The sequence below is a fragment of the Shewanella scandinavica genome (genome assembly GCF_031932065.1).
In the GTDB taxonomy this organism is placed as follows: domain Bacteria; phylum Pseudomonadota; class Gammaproteobacteria; order Enterobacterales; family Shewanellaceae; genus Shewanella; species Shewanella baltica.
Map to the genome: position 1 here is coordinate 1 of NZ_JAUOES010000035.1, position 17993 is coordinate 17993.

14 protein-coding genes and 1 tRNA gene are annotated in these 17993 nt (G+C 46.3%); 8 read left to right on the forward strand and 7 right to left on the reverse strand.

The window, feature by feature from the left end; genetic code table 11:
• Positions 1-324: 324 nt before the first annotated feature.
• Both Q4Q50_RS20430 and Q4Q50_RS20435 read right to left on the reverse strand, forming a co-directional pair.
• Positions 325-1395, reverse strand: coding sequence for a porin (locus tag Q4Q50_RS20430; RefSeq protein ID WP_311900879.1), 1071 nt, complete (start codon positions 1393-1395; stop codon positions 325-327).
• A gap of 435 nt (positions 1396-1830) precedes the next feature.
• Entirely contained in the window at positions 1831-2895 is a 1065-nt protein-coding gene (locus Q4Q50_RS20435; RefSeq protein ID WP_071938617.1) for a porin, read from the reverse strand.
• 426 nt (positions 2896-3321) lie between these two features.
• Here Q4Q50_RS20435 and tcdA point away from each other — a divergent pair, with 426 nt between their 5' ends.
• A complete protein-coding gene (gene tcdA / locus Q4Q50_RS20440; RefSeq protein ID WP_311900880.1) occupies positions 3322-4131 on the forward strand; it encodes a tRNA cyclic N6-threonylcarbamoyladenosine(37) synthase TcdA in 810 nt (269 codons plus the stop codon).
• A gap of 86 nt (positions 4132-4217) precedes the next feature.
• On the opposite strand, the gene Q4Q50_RS20445 is transcribed toward tcdA, so the two are convergent.
• Entirely contained in the window at positions 4218-5849 is a 1632-nt protein-coding gene (locus Q4Q50_RS20445) for an ATP-binding protein (RefSeq protein ID WP_311900881.1), read from the reverse strand.
• A gap of 168 nt (positions 5850-6017) precedes the next feature.
• On the opposite strand from Q4Q50_RS20445, the gene Q4Q50_RS20450 reads away from it, so the two are divergent.
• Positions 6018-6629: a superinfection exclusion B family protein gene (locus Q4Q50_RS20450; protein WP_006083015.1), complete on the forward strand. Its 612-nt coding sequence runs from the start codon at positions 6018-6020 to the stop codon at positions 6627-6629.
• 142 nt (positions 6630-6771) lie between these two features.
• Here Q4Q50_RS20450 and Q4Q50_RS20455 read toward each other — a convergent pair whose 3' ends face one another.
• The gene (locus tag Q4Q50_RS20455) at positions 6772-6903 is read right to left on the reverse strand and encodes a DUF3149 domain-containing protein (RefSeq protein ID WP_006083014.1); all 132 of its coding nucleotides are present in this window, start codon (positions 6901-6903) and stop codon (positions 6772-6774) included.
• Between the two features lie 313 nt (positions 6904-7216).
• Here Q4Q50_RS20455 and Q4Q50_RS20460 point away from each other — a divergent pair, with 313 nt between their 5' ends.
• Both Q4Q50_RS20460 and Q4Q50_RS20465 read left to right on the forward strand, forming a co-directional pair.
• On the forward strand, positions 7217-8806 hold the full coding sequence (locus Q4Q50_RS20460; protein ID WP_311900883.1) for a bacteriohemerythrin: 1590 nt from the start codon (positions 7217-7219) through the stop codon (positions 8804-8806).
• A 145-nt stretch (positions 8807-8951) separates the two neighbouring features.
• A tRNA-Leu gene (locus Q4Q50_RS20465) sits at positions 8952-9038 on the forward strand.
• 87 nt (positions 9039-9125) lie between these two features.
• Here Q4Q50_RS20465 and modC read toward each other — a convergent pair.
• From modC to modA, 3 genes are read right to left on the reverse strand one after another with little or no spacing between them, the layout of a single operon-like run.
• On the reverse strand, positions 9126-10211 hold the full coding sequence (modC, locus tag Q4Q50_RS20470) for a molybdenum ABC transporter ATP-binding protein ModC (protein ID WP_311900884.1): 1086 nt from the start codon (positions 10209-10211) through the stop codon (positions 9126-9128).
• Positions 10205-10927, reverse strand: a complete 723-nt coding sequence (modB, locus tag Q4Q50_RS20475) for a molybdate ABC transporter permease subunit (RefSeq protein WP_371830306.1) — start codon at positions 10925-10927, stop codon at positions 10205-10207. Before modB ends, modC begins: the two co-directional genes overlap by 7 nt.
• A 16-nt stretch (positions 10928-10943) precedes the next feature.
• Complete coding sequence (gene modA, locus Q4Q50_RS20480; protein ID WP_311900886.1) at positions 10944-11735, reverse strand: molybdate ABC transporter substrate-binding protein; 792 nt, start codon at positions 11733-11735, stop codon at positions 10944-10946.
• A gap of 205 nt (positions 11736-11940) precedes the next feature.
• Between modA and Q4Q50_RS20485 the strand changes: the two genes are divergently transcribed.
• The 4 genes from Q4Q50_RS20485 (at position 11941) to Q4Q50_RS20500 (ending at position 17932) form a co-directional block, all read left to right on the forward strand.
• Positions 11941-12720 carry a TOBE domain-containing protein gene (locus Q4Q50_RS20485; protein ID WP_311900888.1) on the forward strand — a complete coding sequence of 260 codons (780 nt, stop codon included), beginning with the start codon at positions 11941-11943 and terminating at the stop codon, positions 12718-12720.
• A gap of 469 nt (positions 12721-13189) precedes the next feature.
• Positions 13190-14422, forward strand: coding sequence for an efflux RND transporter periplasmic adaptor subunit (locus Q4Q50_RS20490; RefSeq protein ID WP_311900889.1), 1233 nt, complete (start codon positions 13190-13192; stop codon positions 14420-14422).
• A 2-nt stretch (positions 14423-14424) separates the two neighbouring features.
• The gene (locus tag Q4Q50_RS20495; protein ID WP_311900890.1) at positions 14425-16473 is read left to right on the forward strand and encodes a MacB family efflux pump subunit; all 2049 of its coding nucleotides are present in this window, start codon (positions 14425-14427) and stop codon (positions 16471-16473) included.
• 7 nt (positions 16474-16480) lie between these two features.
• Positions 16481-17932 carry an efflux transporter outer membrane subunit gene (locus tag Q4Q50_RS20500; protein WP_311900891.1) on the forward strand — a complete coding sequence of 484 codons (1452 nt, stop codon included), beginning with the start codon at positions 16481-16483 and terminating at the stop codon, positions 17930-17932.
• The last annotated feature ends 61 nt before the right edge of the window (positions 17933-17993 follow it).

Here is a 17993-nt window from a genome sequence, read left to right on the forward strand (position 1 = left end):
CGCATGGGTGTTTCAATTGACCGGCGCAGTGGTACGGATTTCATTAGGGGCGCAGCTTGGCTGTTAAGCCCGAATATATGGCAGTACAACCGCTTCTAGCGGTAAATGAGCACATCAAAAGCAACGATAAGAGTGAGAATGTTGTACAGAAAACTAAGGCCAAAAAGCCTTCGGTAAGCAGAGTATTATCTTGACTCACCGGGAGCGTCCATATATGGCTTTTTTGTTTTTATCGCCTGAGTCTCGACCTTTTATTCGATTCGAGACATAAAAAAACCTACTGTATTGCTACAGTAGGTTTTTAATTATCTCTTGGTTAAGAGATTAGAAGTCGTAACGTACGCCTACAGAGAATACGTTGTCATCTTGTAGATCTGTTTTAGCATTAGCAATAGTAAAATCGCCACGGTACATAGCGTATTGGCCGTATACCATAGTTGATTTGGATAAACGGTAGTCAGCACCTACGTTGAAGTTTTGTACGTTGATATCATCAGCAACGATTTTGCTGCCTAGTGTTTTGTAGTATTTACCGAAGCCAGCATCATCAGCACCATATTCAGCTTTCAGGTTTACGCCGTTCAGATCGTAAGAAACGTTCACGAAGTAAGTATTGCCATCGATATCGCTATTCACAACGTTTTCTGATTGCTGGAATAAACCACCGACTTTGAATTGGCCTAATTTAACTTGAGCCACACCACGGTAGGCATCAACACCTGAAATACCTTTATTATAGGCAACAGCAACATAGTAATTTTGTTCTTTAAATTTGCTATCGCCTAAAGTCGCGCTTACTGCGTATAAGCTTTCAGATGTTTTTGCAACAGTATCGTTGTTGTCATCAAATAGGTAAGTCGCGTTCAGTGTAACTAAGTTAGCAATCTTAGGTGAGTAGTACCAAACACCATCAGCACTTCGTTGCTGAGCAGTAACTAAGCGGTCGATATCGGCGTTAGTGTTACCGAAAATATCCACACCGCCTTCGGCTTGTTTGAATACTGTGTCGTTACGACCGACTAACACAGTACCTGCGTTAGTTTTTAAACCTAAATAGGTATTGCGCGCTTTAATTGGATTGCTTGATGTCGTTGTTTCTGAAGTATTCTCAACTTGAAACTCCATTTGATAGATAACGTCAAAACCATCAGCGATTTTTTCTGAGCCTTTAACGCCTAATAGAGAAAAGTTGTTTTCTAAATAAGTACCTGCGTTATTCTCATCGGCATAGTTTGCATCTAAGCCGTTAGTACCTGCTTGTAGGGTAGCACCAGTGTCAGTATGGGTTAAAGCAAGCTCTAAACGACCATAAAAGCTTGGGCCTTCGGCTAGCGCACCGAATGAAGCCAATGCCAATACTGATGCAACTGATGCAGAGATGAATGTCTTTTTCATGTTTTGTGCTCCCTCGAACCTAAGTTCTTTTCCATTTTTCATGGTTTTTGTGTGGTTTAACGCATTTGTTACCTGAGTCGGTAACAAAGTTGCAGCCGATTTTTACAGTTTTACGACTCGCAGGCTGTGGTGCAGATCATGTTTTTGGCTCTCCTTGTCCATATTCGGGCTATTTCTAGGATATTTCCTTATACCTTGACTGCAAATTTACCTGAAAGGTGCAAAACTGTATTTTTCACTTACTACTTAAGTGGTAGGTAAGGCGGATTGCCTTAGACAGTGGGTCGGCGAGGGTAACTGTAGCATATACTAATACTGTAGCAAGTCTGTCATATCGGCTATGGATATGTGTTTGGGGACGATATCTAAGCAGAAAAAGCGGCCGAAGCCGCTTTTTTATCAAGAAATAACCTTGTGGTTAGTTTATTAATCTATTTAAAAATCAACGCGTAAACCAACAGTAAAGATGTTGTCATTAAGGTCTTGCTTCACATCGGCCAACATAAGATCACCATCGAAGCGCGTGTAGTGACCATAGACCATAGTCTTAGTGCTCAGACGGTAATCCGCACCCACACTGAACTGTTGCAGGTCAACATCGCGAACCTGTTCCAAACCGCTGTTGTTTTGGTCACCGACATAACGGCTAACGTATTTACCTAAACCTGAGTCATCTTTGCCGTACATCATCTTCAATTTCAAGTCGCCAATTAAGTAAGCCGCGTTGACGAAGTAGGTATCACCTGAGAGATTGGCAAACTTATCATCCACATGTTCACTGTGTTGATATAAGGCACCTAAGATCACGTCACCGAATTTAGCTTGGGCCACACCACGGTAGGCTTCGACATTATCAATACCATCACTATAGGCGGCAGCGACGTAGTAGTTTTGTGCTTTAAAGGCTTTATCCCCTAAGGTGGCGCTCAGAGCATACATGTGATCTTTGCTGTACACCTCGTCGCCATTGCTATCCACTTGATCATAGTTATCGCTCATCAGATAGGTGGCATTAAGCGTCACCAGATCGGCAATTTTAGGTGAATAGTAAGAAATGCCATCGGCGGAGCGTGTTTGGCCTGCAACCAGTAAGTCGATATCAGCATTGGTATTACCGAAAAGATCGAAGCTACCTTCTGCTGCTTTAAATACTGTGTCGTTACGGCCCACTAAGGCAGTACCAGCCGCACTTCTGATACCAAGGAAAGTATTACGGGCGTTGAACGTCTTGTTTGAGTTATCAAAGTTTTCGACGCCAAATTCCATTTGATAAATGATGTCAAAATAGGGGCTGACAGCTTCAGAACCTTTTACACCTAACCATGAGAAGTTGTTTTCAAGGACAGTGCCGTCCTTTTGGTTTTGAGTTGCATAACCTGTGTCTGAGTTGGTAATCGCAAGATCAGCATGACCATAGAATTCAGGGCCATCGGCGAGTGCTGTGAATGAATAGAGTGTGAGGCTAGAAATAATAGCCGTAGTCAGCAGAGTCTTTTTCATCTTCATTTTCCTGTGCTTATCGCTGTTATATGCATGGATAACTTAAGTATCTATGCATGCTGTTGAGCTTTTGTGTGGCAAAGTCTGCACAGACTTTCAGTAATAAAGTGTGATCTGGATCAAGTTTCATATAAAGAGCGGTTTATTCAACATATTGTTTTACAAGTAAAATACAGCTTTTAATTATGTTGATTACCGAGTTGTTCGGTCATGCATTATGAGTCTTTGCATTTATTACGCTTACTTGGCAATCGTATCCTTTTGCATCTGGTGTTATGTGTCTGCGGATCTGATTTCGATTTATGTCCAGATCGTTTAGAATCCACCGCACATTTTTAGTGCTGCTATTAAGCTGTCCCTGCTGGCATCACTTCGATGCTAGGGCAAGCGCTCTTGCTGTTATTGAGTAATATAAGGTAAGTATTTATGACTGAGGCCTATCTAAATCGATTTGGCGGAATTGGCCGTTTGTATGGACAAAAGGCTCTGGCTAAATTTGCTACATCCCACGTGGTGGTGATTGGTATTGGTGGCGTAGGTACTTGGGCGGCAGAAGCCTTAGCGCGAAGCGGCATTGGGCAGATAAGCTTGATGGATTTAGACGATATCTGTGTCACTAACACTAATCGTCAAATTCACGCGCTCAGTTCCACTATTGGCAGCTCTAAAGTCGCTGTGATGGCGCAGCGGATCCGTGAAATTAATCCCGATTGCCAAGTGAATGAAATAGAAGATTTTATTACATTGGATAATTTAGGCGGGTATTTGCTCGGGGCTAAAGAGGGCGGCAATATTGATTATGTTATTGACTGTATTGATGCCGTTAAGCAAAAGGCTGCGTTAATTGCCTGGTGTAAGCGTCAAAAAATCAAAATTGTTACTGTCGGTGGTGCGGGTGGCCAGACAGATCCGACTCAAATTCAGTTAACTGATCTCGCTAAAACTTACCAAGATCCTTTGTTAGCCAAAGTGCGCAATATTTTGCGCCGCGAATATAACTTCTCTAAAAACGTGCAACGCCGATTTGCGATAGATGCGGTTTTTTCCAGTGAGCAGTTAGTTTATCCGCAAGCCGATGGTTCTGTTTGTGGTACTAAAGCGGCGGCCGATGGCAGTATGAGAATGGATTGTGCTTCAGGTTTTGGCGCTGTCACTATGGTTACTGGAACATTTGGTTTTGTGGCGGCAAGTCGAGTATTAGCGCGTTTGGCACTACAGGCTCAAGAAACGCTTTAAAGGGTTAAGGTTTTTCTACCCATGATTTCACCGCTCGTATGAGCGGTGAGTATCACTTCAATATTGGTCATTCCACTGCGTTATATCTAGATATAAAAATCGTGTTGGACACTGGGGACCGTAGGCTCACATTGAGTGTACGGAAATCTGATATCAAATTGCGGGCCACCAAGTGTTGAGTCTGCGCGATAACTCATAGTGCCTTTTAACAGCGTCGCAGCATTAAAGGCTGCTGATAATCCTAAGCCCGTGCCGCCTTTATTACGATTGGTGGTGAAAAATGGCTCGAACATGTGTTCAGCGACATCGGCTGGAATTTCTAAACCATTATTTTGGATGCTAATTAGAATCGACTCTTCATCCACTGTGGCGCTGATGTGGATAATATTATCTTCGCGTCCTTGGAAAGCATGGGTAAAGGCGTTCGACAGAATATTGCTAACAATCTGATTCAATAAGCTGATATTGGTTTGAATATTGAGTGTGGGTTCTACGCTGATTTCAGTAACGGCGTTGACATGCGGATGCATAATCAATGTTGACTCCAAAATCTCGTGGAGTTGCTGACTTAAGTTACAAGGTTGGTGTTCTTCATGACTGCGATCGATGGCGATCGTCTTAAATTTTTGGATCAAACTACTGGCTTTGGTGATATTGCGGACTATGAGTTCACAGCTTTCTTGATACTCATTAAGGATCTCATTGATTTCGTCTAAGGTGGCTTGATCGCTGTGGATCAGATCGATCAGTTCTTCAATATGGCTCAGCTGTGCACTCGCCGCCGTCAAACAAATGCCAATCGGTGTGTTGATCTCGTGGGCAACCCCTGACACCAGTCCTCCCAAGGCCGCCATTTTTTCTTGCTCAACTAACACTTGTTGCGCCCGTTTTAGTGCGCTAAGGGATTGTTCTAGTTCTATGGTCCTTTCTTTGACTTGTCTGGCGAGTTCTTCTTTATAGCTACGTTCGAGCTTGAGTAGCCGCTCTCTGTCTTCTAGGGCTGTTTGCAGTTCAGCCTTAGATTTCTTTAAGGCGCCAAAGGAGCTTCTCAGTTGTACTTGCATGCTGTTGATGGAGTCGGCGACTTGTTTAAACTCATCAATTTTTTCTTGGCGGGCAAATTGCAGCGGCTCGTATTCTTGATCTAGGTCGATACCTTTGCAGTATTGACTGAGTTTATCTAAGTGCTTGGTAATATTGAACCATACTAAAAACAGAATAAATCCAGCAACTAAGAAGGTCTTTATTCCGTTAGAGAGCAAAATGATAATGGCTTTATCATACAAGCGCTGATAGATGGCATCGACATCGACTTGTATTTCAAGTGTGCCGACATTAATGCTCTCGGTCGGGGATTTATAAACTAGCGGGAAGGTTTTATCTAAGGAGTGTTCTTGCTTTTGCTCGCCTGCATTCCATGCTTGGCCGCTGTCATCTTTAATCGAAATGTAGTTAATATCGGGCAGCTGAATTAAGCCATTGAGCTGAGTGTTAATTAGCCGCTCGTCAATCACCCAAATACTGGCGGCGAGAACATCTAAGTTCACCTTTTCCATATTGGAAAACACTCTGTCGATGCGCACAACGTCATTGCGATAATCACTGATCAACTGATAGGCAGTGGTGATTAAGGTGATAACAGAGCTAAAAAGTACAATAGACAAGGTAAGGTGCCTGCCTATGGGACTTTTGATAAGTTGGCTAAAGAATGTCAGCATCTTAAATTTTCTTTATGCAATAGCGGCTTGAGATGCTTATAAGCATAGACCTACAGATCCAGAAAGTGCATTTTCTTGCGAATAAAATCAACGAAATATCTCCTCATTTATGGCATTGAATTTGCTTATTAGCCGATAAGTTCAATTTTTTGTCACTGGGATAGCACTATGTTTAAACTCAAGCTGGATTCAGTTAAGTTTGTTAGTCCAAAGAAAATGATGTTCAGAGTCATGCTGTGGCTAATGGTGAGTTGTACTGTCTTACTCCTTATTCCTCCGAACGTGTTGGCAGTGCTGGCGCTCGATAAATTTGTGCCGGAACATGCGCAGTTTGTTGGATTAGGCCTAATCATATCTATCGCCTATTTTTTGAGCCAGTTGATTAACTTAGGCTTAGATGAATCAATTCGTCATTTAAGTGATAAGCGTGTTATTGAGACGATTGAAGCTAAAGTGAACCTGCTTGATCCCGCTGAGCGAGCGTTAGTCAGAGAGTTCTTTCTTCAGGGCGCCACAATTTTGACTCTGCCGCAAAATGAAACCGCTGTGAAAAGTTTATTGAATGCCTGCATCTTAGAAAAACTCGGTAACGAGCGCCATTATGCGATTCAGGGACCGACAGCCGACTATAAGATTGCCATGAAGGCCCGCATGTATCTCAACCGCGATGTGCTGCGTTTGCCTGCGGGTGAGCCGAGCCAGGAAGAGATGCAGTCGTTGATTAAAGCGCGTCCGCAATTTTTAAATGGTCTAGTACAAAACAGAAAACACGCTGCATAGGCGTGTTTTGTCTCGCTAGGATGAGTGCTGGCTTTAGATGAGTTGCAACATTCTGAAAAGCGAGACAACAAAAAATGGGGGTGATAAAAACCCCCTAGATTTTGCATTTATACAAGAACATGAAGAACAACTGGAGCAAAAACTATTGTTTCGGTGCCGACTTCACAATGAACATCCAAGTGATATAAGACACTATCCCTATTGTGCTAAAGATAACGATCATTGAAAGTAAGCCTATGGGGTTACCAAACATTAGATCTAACCAAAATGCCATGACTGAAATCCTCTTTCCTGTGAAGTCCTCTCTAAATTAGCGATATTCGATAGCTAAAATACTGATCTCGATCAATAAAAAATCGACATGGGAATACAAAGCGATAACTCTTAGTTAACTCTGTGATCTTGGTCAAGTTTGAGGCTATGCTTAACAGTGATGAGTTCAAATAATTTGGCTTTGTTTCTTCTTCTGTTAGTGTCTAGGATTAATCTACTTAACCAGATCGATATTTCGTTATCGCACCATGCTATTTATTGGTTTTGGTTTTTTAGATGAATGCTGCGATATTAGTTTTTTAAAGGAGTAAAAAATGGATTCTAATAAAAGTCGTAAGGATTCAATGGGATATAATTCTATCTTTGCGCCACTGCTGTTGCTGATTTATCCACTCTATTGTTTAGTGATCACAGGGCACTTTGTCGCCATCCTGTGTTTAAGTGCGCTCGCCGGCATTTTAATTTTCAACATCAATAAATTAATTCGCAATTTAAGGCAGCTTGAGCGTGCCGCCCATCATTTAGGTGAGGGGGATTTAAGCTATCAATTAGAGGAGAAAGATGCGGGCGTGTTCATTAAGGTCGTGCATAGCATCAACCGCATGGGCGAGGATGTCAGCCGCACGATTTTATCTTTGTCTGATACCTGCGAGGGGATGAAAAAAGTCGCCTCAGATATCAAGGTCATCAGTGAGCAGGCCAAACAAGGCGTGTTAGAACAAGAGCATCAAACTGAACTGGCTGCCAGTGCGATGACGCAAATGGTTTCAAGCGTGCAAGCAGTGTCGCAAAATGCAGTCAGTGCGGCGAAAGCTGCCGACATTGCCCAAAGTTCTGCTAAGCATGGCGACCAAATCATGAATGGCATAGTCACTAAAATTGGCGCTATGTCAGAGCAGATCCATAGCACTCGAACCGTAATTGAGCACTTGGCCGCCGACAGCAACAATATCAGTAGCATTATCGAAACCATTTCGCAGGTGGCCGAGCAAACCAACTTGCTCGCCTTAAACGCTGCCATTGAAAGTGCGAGAGCTGGCGAGCATGGTCGCGGCTTTGCCGTTGTCGCCGATGAAGTGCGTAATCTCGCTAAGCGGACATCTGAAGCCACGGTTGAAATCCAACAACAAATCGCCGCCTTACAAAAAGGTGCACAACATGGTGTTGAAGTCATGTTGAAAAACGTGGCTATTGCCGATGAAACGGCTGATATGGTTGATCAAGCCCACAGTGCACTCGGGCAGATTGTCGCTCAGGTGGAGACCATTACCGATATGTCCCATCAAATCGCCACGGCATCAGGGCAACAACACACAGTTGCTGAAGAAATTAATAAAAATATCACTGTGATGGCAGAACTCGCGCTGAGTAATGCATCTCACACCAACAACACTAACTTATCGAGCTTGAAAGTGTATAACATGTCGCAGGAAATCGGCTCCTTGTTGCATCGATTCCATGTGAATGCGGCTTTCTTTAATTCGACTCAGGCACAAAATAAACTGTTTGTGAAATGGGGGCCTGAATTAGACATAGGGATGCCAGAGATCAATCGTCAACATCAGCGCTTAGTCTCATTGATCAATGAATTACACCGTACATTAAATGAAGACTATGGGCTCGAAGCTATCAAACGTATCGTGCAAGGGCTGGTGGATTACACCGCCAATCACTTTGCCTATGAAGAAGAGCTCTTTGCCCGTTTTGGCTACCCACAAACCGACAGTCATAAGGAAAAACACGGCAAGTTAGTCGGGCAAGTACTTGATTTTCAAAAGCGGGTTGTAAAAGGGGAAGATGTTGCCGACGAATTAATGACTTTCTTGAAGGCTTGGTTGGTTAACCATATCCAAAAAAGTGATAAAGAATATACCGCCTTTTTGTTATCCCATGGCGCAGAATAACCCCAAGAGCATGATTTTTGAGCGGTTAAATGCAATTTGTATTAAAGTCGCGGCAAAAGACTTGCCATTGTCATGGGCAAAGGTATAATTCCCAGCACTTAGAGACAGCCAGTTGTTTGATTGCTTCTAAGTGCATATTTGATATGCCAGTGTGGTGAAATCGGTAGACACAGGGGATTCAAAATCCCCCGCCCTTAAAAGCGTGCCAGTTCGAGTCTGGCCACTGGTACCAAATCCTTCTGATGAAGGAACTAAAACCGACCTAGAGTCGGTTTTTTTGTGCCTGAAATTTGGTTTTTGCTCGGTGCTTTAGGGTGAGCTAGTGGGATTCGGCGATATCCATTTGCGTCATAGTCACGCCTTTGATTTGTGCATAAATCGCTTTTCCATGGGTGAGTTGCAGTTCATCGCAGGCCCATGGGGTGATGTTGGCCCAAAGTTCATCGCGGCCTAGGGCGATTTTTAATTGGATTTGCCCGCCGTTATCGCTGGGATATAAGTCTTTAATTTTTCCCTTTAGTAGGTTGCGGATACTTGAGCCTTTGGGAACCTCAGTGCAAACCGAGACATGATTTGCCTGAATACGCACTTTGAGTTTCTTTGTCGTTTCAGTCAGATAGCCGCTTACCCACAAATAGTTTCCATCATCCATCACGAGTCGCGTCATGGGGTAGTCGGGATGTCTGTCGGCAACCTTAGCACTGAGGAGTGAGCTGAGTTCCTGCAATGGCACCCAAGGCCGCATTTGCTCGCTATTCCACACTTCACTTAAGGCGCCTTGGGCGATCAATTTTCCCTGATGCAACACCAGCATATAATCCGCCAGTTGTAAGATCTCATCTAGGCTGTGGCTCACATACACTATCGGCAGTTTTAGTTCCTGCGTTAAGGTTTGCAGGTAGGGCAACAACTCGCGTTTACGGGGTAAATCGAGTGACGCTAGCGGTTCATCCATCAACAGCATATCGGGCGATGTCAGCAGGGCACGGCCAATGGCAACCCGTTGTTTTTCACCGCCCGATAGCGTACTGGGATAGCGATTGAGGAGTTTTTCAATCCCTAGTAGTTGCACAATTCTATCGAACAATACTGGGTTGGCTTTACGCACACCATAGTTGAGATTGCCCTTCACGCTATAGTGTGGAAACAGCCGTGCCTCTTGAAATACATAGCCAATATGGCGCTTTTCTGGTGGAAGGTTCACTTTGCCTTGTTGATAAAGCAGTTTGTCACCGAGGCGGATTTCACCGCAATCTGGGGTTGAAAGCCCACCGAGTAGGTTCACTAGCGAGGTTTTACCCGCACCCGAGCGGCCAAAAACGGCTGTCACGCCTTGCAATGGTAGTTGGGTATCGACTTTCAGTTGCAGCTGTCCGAGCCGTTTTTCAATATTGATTGTTAACATACGCTTGCCGTCCTCTGCAGGGCTTTTTTACTCATCCATTGGGAGGCGAGTAAAGACGCGAGCGCGATAACGATCGAGATAATGCATAGACGCATGGCCTGATATTCGGCCCCTGGGGTTTCAATAAAAGAGTACATGGCGAGCGGAATCGTACGGGTTTCACCTGGGATATTAGAAACGAAGGTAATGGTCGAGCCAAATTCCCCTAGGCTGCGGGCAAAGGCGATAATCATTCCTGACACTATCCCTGGAGAGGTGAGCGGCAGTGTGATGGTGAGAAATACCCGCCATCGACTGCTACCTAAAGTGCGTGCGGCCTGCTCGAGTCGAATATCAACGGTTTCAAAGGATTGGCGTATGGCTCTGACCATCAGCGGGAATGACACTATCGCCGCCGCGAGAGCCGCACCGCGCCAACTAAAGCTAAAACTGATGCCAAACCAATTAAATAACCACTGGCCGATAAAACCTTGACGGCCCATGCTGATCAGCAAGAGGTAACCCACTACCACGGGCGGTAACACCAGTGGTAGATGGAGCACACTGTCAAATAGAGCCTTGCCAGGAAACTCGACCCTTGCCAGTAACCAAGCGCACAAAATACCCAAGGGTAAACTGGCGATAACGGCAACGGATGACACCTTTAAACTGAGCAGCAGTGCGGCAATTTCATAGTCGCTTAAAAGGGAGCCACTTAGCAGAGAGCCGCTTAACAAAGAACCAATCAGCACCCTAATTCACTCCAAAGCCATATTTCTCAAACACATTTTTTGCGCTTGGGCCTTGCAGATACTCATTGAACGCTTTGGCGCTTGCCGTCGATTCTTGTTTGACTAAGGCGATAGGGTATTCAATTGGGCTGTAGCTCGTCTCTGGGAAGGTGGCCACGATTTTGATCTTCTGGGCGACTTTCGCATCGGTTGAATACACTATGCCTAGCGGCGCTTCACCCTGTTCAACTAAGGCGAGTGCGGCGCGGACATTGTTAGCGCGGGCGAGTAAGGGCTCAGCAGCTTGCCACAGCTTGAGATTTTCGAGGGCTTGCTTGGAATATTGTCCTGCGGGCACATGATCAGGATCGCCAACGGCCATACGGCTGCCTTTTAATGCGGTTTTGATATCCCAATCGCCATTGAGCACCACCTCTGTGATGGGGCTATTTTTTTCGGCAATCAAGACTAAGGTGTTTTTTAGCAAGGTTTTACGGCTGTTAACATCGACCGCTTTGGCATCGACCAGATAATCCATCCACTTTTGATTGGCCGAGACAAACAGATCGGCGGGCGCACCATTGGCCACTTGTTTTGCCAGTGTTGAAGAAGAGGCGAAGGAGAATATCACCTTAGTATTGTGTTCTTTTTCATATTGCTGGCCGATTTCGTTAAGGGCATTGGTGAGTGATGCCGCAGCAAAAACTGTCACTTGCTCATTGTCTGCCGCAAAAACTGGGCTAGATGTCAGTACCATTGTGAATAATGAAGCCGTGGTAAAACGCAGTAATTGCTTAAGGTGAATGGATTTCATTGTGTTCCTCCGTGATAAAAAGTGATCGTTATATACCAATCTACATATCGATCATTCAAGCCCTAAACAATCAATTAGTGATCTGTGTGTGGTTTCTTGTGGATTAATGGTATTAATCCGCTGAAATATCTCGGCAATCTTATTGGTATCCTCAAGGTGATGAAGGACAATAGGACTCAAGTCAGACTTGGGTGCGGGATAAACGATGGATTTACATGCATTACTTACGCTTTCCCTCGGGGATAAGCCCTTCGCCAATCCTAGGCGGATAAGCCTGCTTGAGCAGGTCGCCAACACAGGCTCGATAAGCCAAGGCGCTAAGCTTGCGGGGATCAGTTATAAAGCGGCGTGGGACGCGATTAATGAGATGAACACCGCCATGCCCGAACCCGTAGTGTGCAGCGAAAAGGGCGGCAAAGGCGGTGGCGGCGCGAAACTCACCGAATTTGGCGAGCGTTTGCTCAAGGTGTATTCCATCACCTCCCAAGTACAAGCAATGGCCTTGGCCGCCTTGCTTGATGAGTCCGTCGACATGCACAGTTTATTGGATGTGATGGCGCATTTCTCACTCAATACTAGCGCCCGTAATCAGTTAACGGGTCGTATCAATGGCATTGATTCATTTGGATTAAATGACAAAATTAGCGTGACCTTAGCGGGCGGGCAACAGATTCAGATTTCAGTGACCCATTCGAGCCGCGAGCGCTTGCAGTTAGCCTTGGATAAATCGGTGTTGTTACTGTTTAAAGCCCCCGCGGTACGGGCGACGACACATGCCTGCGAAGTGGATGGGCAAAATTGCCTCAGCGGCCGTTTGCTGAGTGTGACTGAACTTGGCGATAAGGCCGAATTAGCCATAGATATTAATGGTAAAGACATCATCTATTCAGTGATGCCACTCACCCAAATGCAGAGTTTGGCTGTCGGCGAGCCATGTTTTGCCTGTTTTGATGCCACGCAGGTGATCCTCGCCAGCATGAATTAGTCGAGTTGAGTGATTGATTCGATTAATCATTGGGTTATTCACTGAGAATGGCCAGTACTTGGCGTTATTGTTGTCGAATGGGATCGTTCGTTTTTGTATTTAAATCGACATCAAAGTCATAAGGCTTCACCCCACGACCTTGATCTTTCTTGAAAAAGAATTAAATGAAGTTTGTATATCTAGATTCGTTTGCATGGCAGAACTACCATAAGTGGCACAATCATAGAACGTCGAACCCCTACAATTTACCGCCTAACGATTTGGTATCGCACTAAATCGGCATTGCTACCTAATACTCAGCCGTGCTTCCCTTGCAAATTTTTACACAGATATTTGCAAATCTTTACCTGTTAACGACACTTCCTTCGTCTACTGTCTTTGGCTAACTCTATATACTGTTGGAACAATTTCTGTTCCTTAGCAAGATGAATGCTTGCTGTCTTTAGCATTGATGGACACGACAATACCGATGAAAAAATCCTCAAAGCGTAAATTGCTGCTCGCGTTAAGCGGCTTAATCCTCCTAGGTGGCGGTGCTTATTTTATGTGGCATAAGCCTGAAACGGCACCTGCCTATGTGACTGAAGCGGTGCGCCGTGGCGATATCGAAAACTCAGTGTTGGCCAATGGCATGTTGCAGGCCTCTAAACTGGTGAGTGTGGGCGCGCAGGTATCGGGGCAAATTTTAAGTTTGCCGCTGGCACTGGGTGATGAAGTAAAGAAAGGCGATTTGATTGCTCAAATTGACAGTCTAGCGCAGCAGAATAATTTGAAGAATGTCCTCGCATCACTCAAGAGTATCAATGCTCAGTTCCGTGCCAAACAGGCGCAGATCCGTCAAGCAAAGTTGGAATTTAGCCGCCAGCAGCAAATGCTTGCCGATAAGGCCAGTTCCCGTGCCGATTATGAAGTGGCCGATGCTAATCTAACGGTTTATCAAGCCGAGCTTGAGCAATTAGAAGCGCAAAAACAACAGGCTGAGATTAACGTCGACAGTGCCAGAATCGATTTAGGTTATACCAAAATTATTGCGCCTATGGATGGCACTGTGGTGTATTCCGCTGTGGAAGTGGGGCAAACCGTTAACGCTAATCAAACGACGCCGACAATCGTGGAAATGGCGCAGCTCGATACCATGACAGTTAAAGCGCAGATTTCCGAAGCCGATGTTGTCAATGTTCATCCAGGTCAAGCCGTGTATTTCACTGTCCTTGGAAAACCGAATCATCCCTACCGCGGCGTTTTGAGGGCGATTGAACCTGGGCCGATTTCGATGGATGGCGACGATAGCAATATGAGCTCTAGCGACTCAGATGCCATTTATTACCATGGTCTGTTTGATGTAGAAAACCCTGACCGCACCTTGCGTATCGGCATGACGGCGCAGGTGTCTATAGTGTTAGCCAAGGCCAATGATGCGCTATTAGTGCCTGCGCAGATATTGCGTATAAAGCCGAGGGAGAAATCCGCGGTGCCAGAGGCTAAGTCTGTCGAGCGTAAAGCCCGCAGCGGCCCGCAATATCAAGTGCCTGTATTAGTTGATAACCAAGTGCAATATGTGGATGTCACAGTGGGGATTAATAATAAAATCAATGCTGAAATCACCGCGGGTTTGAAGGAAGGCGATCAGGTCGTGCTTGGTATGCCGTCTTCCGATGATGGCAGCAGCAAGTTCCGTCGTAAACCTAGCGTGAGGTTTTAACAGTGACAACGGCATTACTTGAAATTTCAGGTTGTTATCGCACTTTTCAGGCGGGTGAGCAGCAACTCACTGTGCTGAAAGATGTGAACCTGTCGATTGGCCGTGGCGAGATGGTGGCGATAGTGGGTGCCTCTGGCTCGGGTAAATCGACCCTAATGAATATTCTTGGTTGTTTAGATAAACCGTCAAAGGGCGGGTATTTTATCAACGGCCAAGATACCTCGACTATGGACGTTGATGAGTTGGCGCAGCTACGCCGCGAGCACTTTGGCTTTATCTTTCAGCGTTATCATTTACTGGGTGATTTGACCGCCATAGGCAACGTCGAAGTGCCCGCCGTGTATGCGGGTAAAGAGCGCTCGGTTCGTAAGGACAGGGCCGAGCATTTGTTAACGCGTTTAGGCCTTGGCGACAGGCTCGACCATAAACCCAATCAGCTCAGTGGTGGTCAACAGCAGCGGGTCAGTGTGGCGCGCGCCTTGATGAATGGCGGCGATGTGATCCTTGCCGATGAGCCGACTGGTGCGCTGGATAGTCACAGTGGTGAAGAAATGATGCAGCTGTTGCAGGAGCTGCACAGCGACGGTCATACCATCATTATCGTGACCCATGATATGCACGTGGCCCAATATGCCGACCGCATTATCGAAATCAAAGACGGCGTGATCATCAGCGATGAGCGCAGTCAGGATAAACAGACTGCTAAGCCGCAAAGCTTGACGTCACTACATTCGTCATCACAAAACACGACCTCACAAAATACGGCGTCACAAAAGCCTAACGGCACTGTGGTCGCAAAAACAGTGGCAGCAAAAGACAGCTCGCGTGCGCGGGTGGCTTCGTGGGACAGATATGTCGAAGCGCTTAAAATGGCGCTGGTGGCGATGTCGACCCACAGGTTACGTACCTTCTTGACTATGCTCGGGATTATTATCGGTATTGCCTCTGTGGTTTCTGTAGTGGCCTTAGGTGAAGGCTCGCAGCAGGCCATTCTCAAAAGTATCAGTTCGATGGGAACCAACACGATTGATATTCGCCCGGGTTCAGGTTTTGGCGATCGACGCTCGGCGCGGGTGCGAACCTTAACGGCGACCGATGCTAATGCCCTTAAAAATCTGCCCTATGTCGATAGCGTGACCCCAAGTATTGGCTCTAGCGCAACGGTACGTTTTGGTAATAAAGCGGTATCGGCCTCGGTGAATGGGGTGGGGCCGGAGTTCTTTCGCGTGAGAGGTTATGAGTTAGCGCAGGGGCAGTTTTGGGATGATGCCAGCGTTGCAACACTCGCCCAAGATGCGGTGATTGATGACAACACCCGTAAGGAGCTCTTTCCTAACAGTGCTGGCGCGAATAACTCGGCCATCGGCCAAGTGATTTTCCTCGGGGATTTACCCGTGCGCATCATAGGTGTGACGCAGCCAAAAGAAAGTGCCTTTGGTAACAGCGATGCGCTCAATGTATGGGTGCCTTACACCACAGTTTCTGGCCGTATGATAGGTAAAAACTATTTGGATGGCATCACAGTACGACTCGATGAAACTGTGCCGAGTAATGCGGCGGAGCAGGGCATTATCGCGCTACTTAAAATGCGCCACGGCACTCAAGATTTCTTCACCATCAATACCGATACCATTAGGCAGAACATCGAAAAAACCACAGCAACCATGACCTTATTGATCTCGGCGATCGCGGTGATTTCCCTTGTCGTTGGCGGAATTGGGGTGATGAACATTATGTTAGTGTCTGTGACTGAGCGAACCCGTGAGATCGGTGTGCGTATGGCAGTGGGCGCGCGCCAGAGTGATATTTTGCGCCAGTTCCTTATCGAAGCCATCTTAGTGTGTTTGTGTGGCGGAACCTTAGGCATTGCTTTGTCCTACTTAATTGGCGTGGTGTTTGCTCAAACGGGAGGCAGTTTCCAAATGATTTATTCCACCACCTCCATCGTTGCCGCCTTTGCCTGTTCGACCTTAATTGGTGTGCTATTTGGTTTCTTACCCGCCCGCAATGCGGCGCAGTTAGATCCCGTTGACGCATTAGCCAGAGAGTAATAACACCATGAATACAAAAATATTTAATCGACACTTTTCGCCTCGTAGCTGCGCGATTGCTGTGGGCATGGCTTTGGGAATCACCTTGCTGAGTGGCTGTGGCAGTTTCATGCGTTCAGACTTTGAACCGCCCGCATTGGCGATTCCTGAACAGTGGCAAAACACCACAGTGAACGAGCAAGTAAAGGTCGATCCTTGGTGGCAGCAGTTTCATCAGCCTGAGCTTGATAAGCTGGTTAGCCAAGTGTTGAGCACCAACAATGACTTAACGCTGGCGACCTTAACCCTGCGTAAAGCGCGTTTGCAGGCAGGACTAACGCGGGACGATCTATACCCGCAACTATCGGCCAATCTTGGTGCTTCCCGTAATCAGCCACTCGATGGCGGCGATGCGACTAAGAGTTATCAAGCCAACTTGTCTGTCAGTTATGAGCTGGATTTGTGGGGCAAAGTGTCGGCCAATATTGACCAAGCCCAATGGGCGGCGCTGGCGAGCGCCGAAGATAGGGAAAGCACCACCCAAAGCCTAGTGGCGACCACTGCATCCTTGTATTGGCAGATAGGATATTTAAATCAACGGGTTGATTTGAGCCAAAAGAGCATAGCGTACAGCAAGCAAACGCTGGCTTTAACCCAAAGGCAGTATGATTCTGGCGCCGTGACGCAAGTGAATGTGCTCGAAGCGCAGCGTAGCATGGCGGGACAAGAGGCGGCCCATAGTCAGCTTATCCAGCAATTAACTGTGGCTAAAAATGCCCTTGCGATATTACTCAATCAGGCGCCTGCTGCTGACTCAGCGCAGAGTTTAGCCTCAGGGGAGACTTGGGTTGAGATTAAGCAACTCCCCGATGTGGCAGTGCCGGACGTTAGCGTGGGTGTACCCGCAGATTTGTTAGTCAGACGCCCAGATGTGAAGGCTTCCTTGTATCAACTGCGCTCCGCCTTGGCGAGTAAAGACGCGACCTATGCGAGTTATTTCCCCAGCCTGAGTTTAACGGGTGGTATTGGAGAGTCGACCTCAGAGTTAAAAGAGCTGTTACGCAATCCCGTTGGCAGCTTAGGCGCTGGGCTAGTCTTGCCCTTTTTGCAGTGGAATCAAATGCAAATCAATAACGACATTGCCGATATTGATTATCAAACCGCTGTGGTGAATTATCGCAAGACGCTCTATTCCGCCTTTGAAGATGTCGATAACGCGATTTCGGCTAAGCAGCAATATCGCTATCAAGGGGATAAGTTGGCGCAACAATTTAGCGCCGCGGCAGCCGTTGAAGCCATTTATGAGAGTCAGTACCGCAATGGCGCTATCGGTATTCAGAATTGGATTGATGCCCAAGAGAATCGTCGCAGCGCCGAGGCGGCTTTGCTCGAGAATCGTTACAACCAACTCACCGCCCAAGCGACGCTTTATCAAGCCCTTGGCGGCAGCGATATCGCCCCGCCTTTGGCAAAGGAATAACGCATTGTTGTAAAAGCATCGCAGCACTATAGAAAAACAAAAACCGCTATTAATAGCGGTT

What these genes read in the sequence shown, in the direction of transcription:
- Q4Q50_RS20430 (WP_311900879.1), bottom strand. Translation starts at nt 1,395, where the DNA reads ATGAAAAAGACATTCATCTCTGCATCAGTTGCATCAGTATTGGCATTG.
- Q4Q50_RS20435 (WP_071938617.1), bottom strand. Translation starts at nt 2,895, where the DNA reads ATGAAAAAGACTCTGCTGACTACGGCTATTATTTCTAGCCTCACACTC.
- tcdA (WP_311900880.1), top strand. Translation starts at nt 3,322, where the DNA reads ATGACTGAGGCCTATCTAAATCGATTTGGCGGAATTGGCCGTTTGTAT.
- Q4Q50_RS20445 (WP_311900881.1), bottom strand. Translation starts at nt 5,849, where the DNA reads ATGCTGACATTCTTTAGCCAACTTATCAAAAGTCCCATAGGCAGGCAC.
- Q4Q50_RS20450 (WP_006083015.1), top strand. Translation starts at nt 6,018, where the DNA reads ATGTTTAAACTCAAGCTGGATTCAGTTAAGTTTGTTAGTCCAAAGAAA.
- Q4Q50_RS20455 (WP_006083014.1), bottom strand. Translation starts at nt 6,903, where the DNA reads ATGGCATTTTGGTTAGATCTAATGTTTGGTAACCCCATAGGCTTACTT.
- Q4Q50_RS20460 (WP_311900883.1), top strand. Translation starts at nt 7,217, where the DNA reads ATGGATTCTAATAAAAGTCGTAAGGATTCAATGGGATATAATTCTATC.
- modC (WP_311900884.1), bottom strand. Translation starts at nt 10,211, where the DNA reads ATGTTAACAATCAATATTGAAAAACGGCTCGGACAGCTGCAACTGAAA.
- modA (WP_311900886.1), bottom strand. Translation starts at nt 11,735, where the DNA reads ATGAAATCCATTCACCTTAAGCAATTACTGCGTTTTACCACGGCTTCA.
- Q4Q50_RS20485 (WP_311900888.1), top strand. Translation starts at nt 11,941, where the DNA reads ATGGATTTACATGCATTACTTACGCTTTCCCTCGGGGATAAGCCCTTC.
- Q4Q50_RS20490 (WP_311900889.1), top strand. Translation starts at nt 13,190, where the DNA reads ATGAAAAAATCCTCAAAGCGTAAATTGCTGCTCGCGTTAAGCGGCTTA.
- Q4Q50_RS20500 (WP_311900891.1), top strand. Translation starts at nt 16,481, where the DNA reads ATGAATACAAAAATATTTAATCGACACTTTTCGCCTCGTAGCTGCGCG.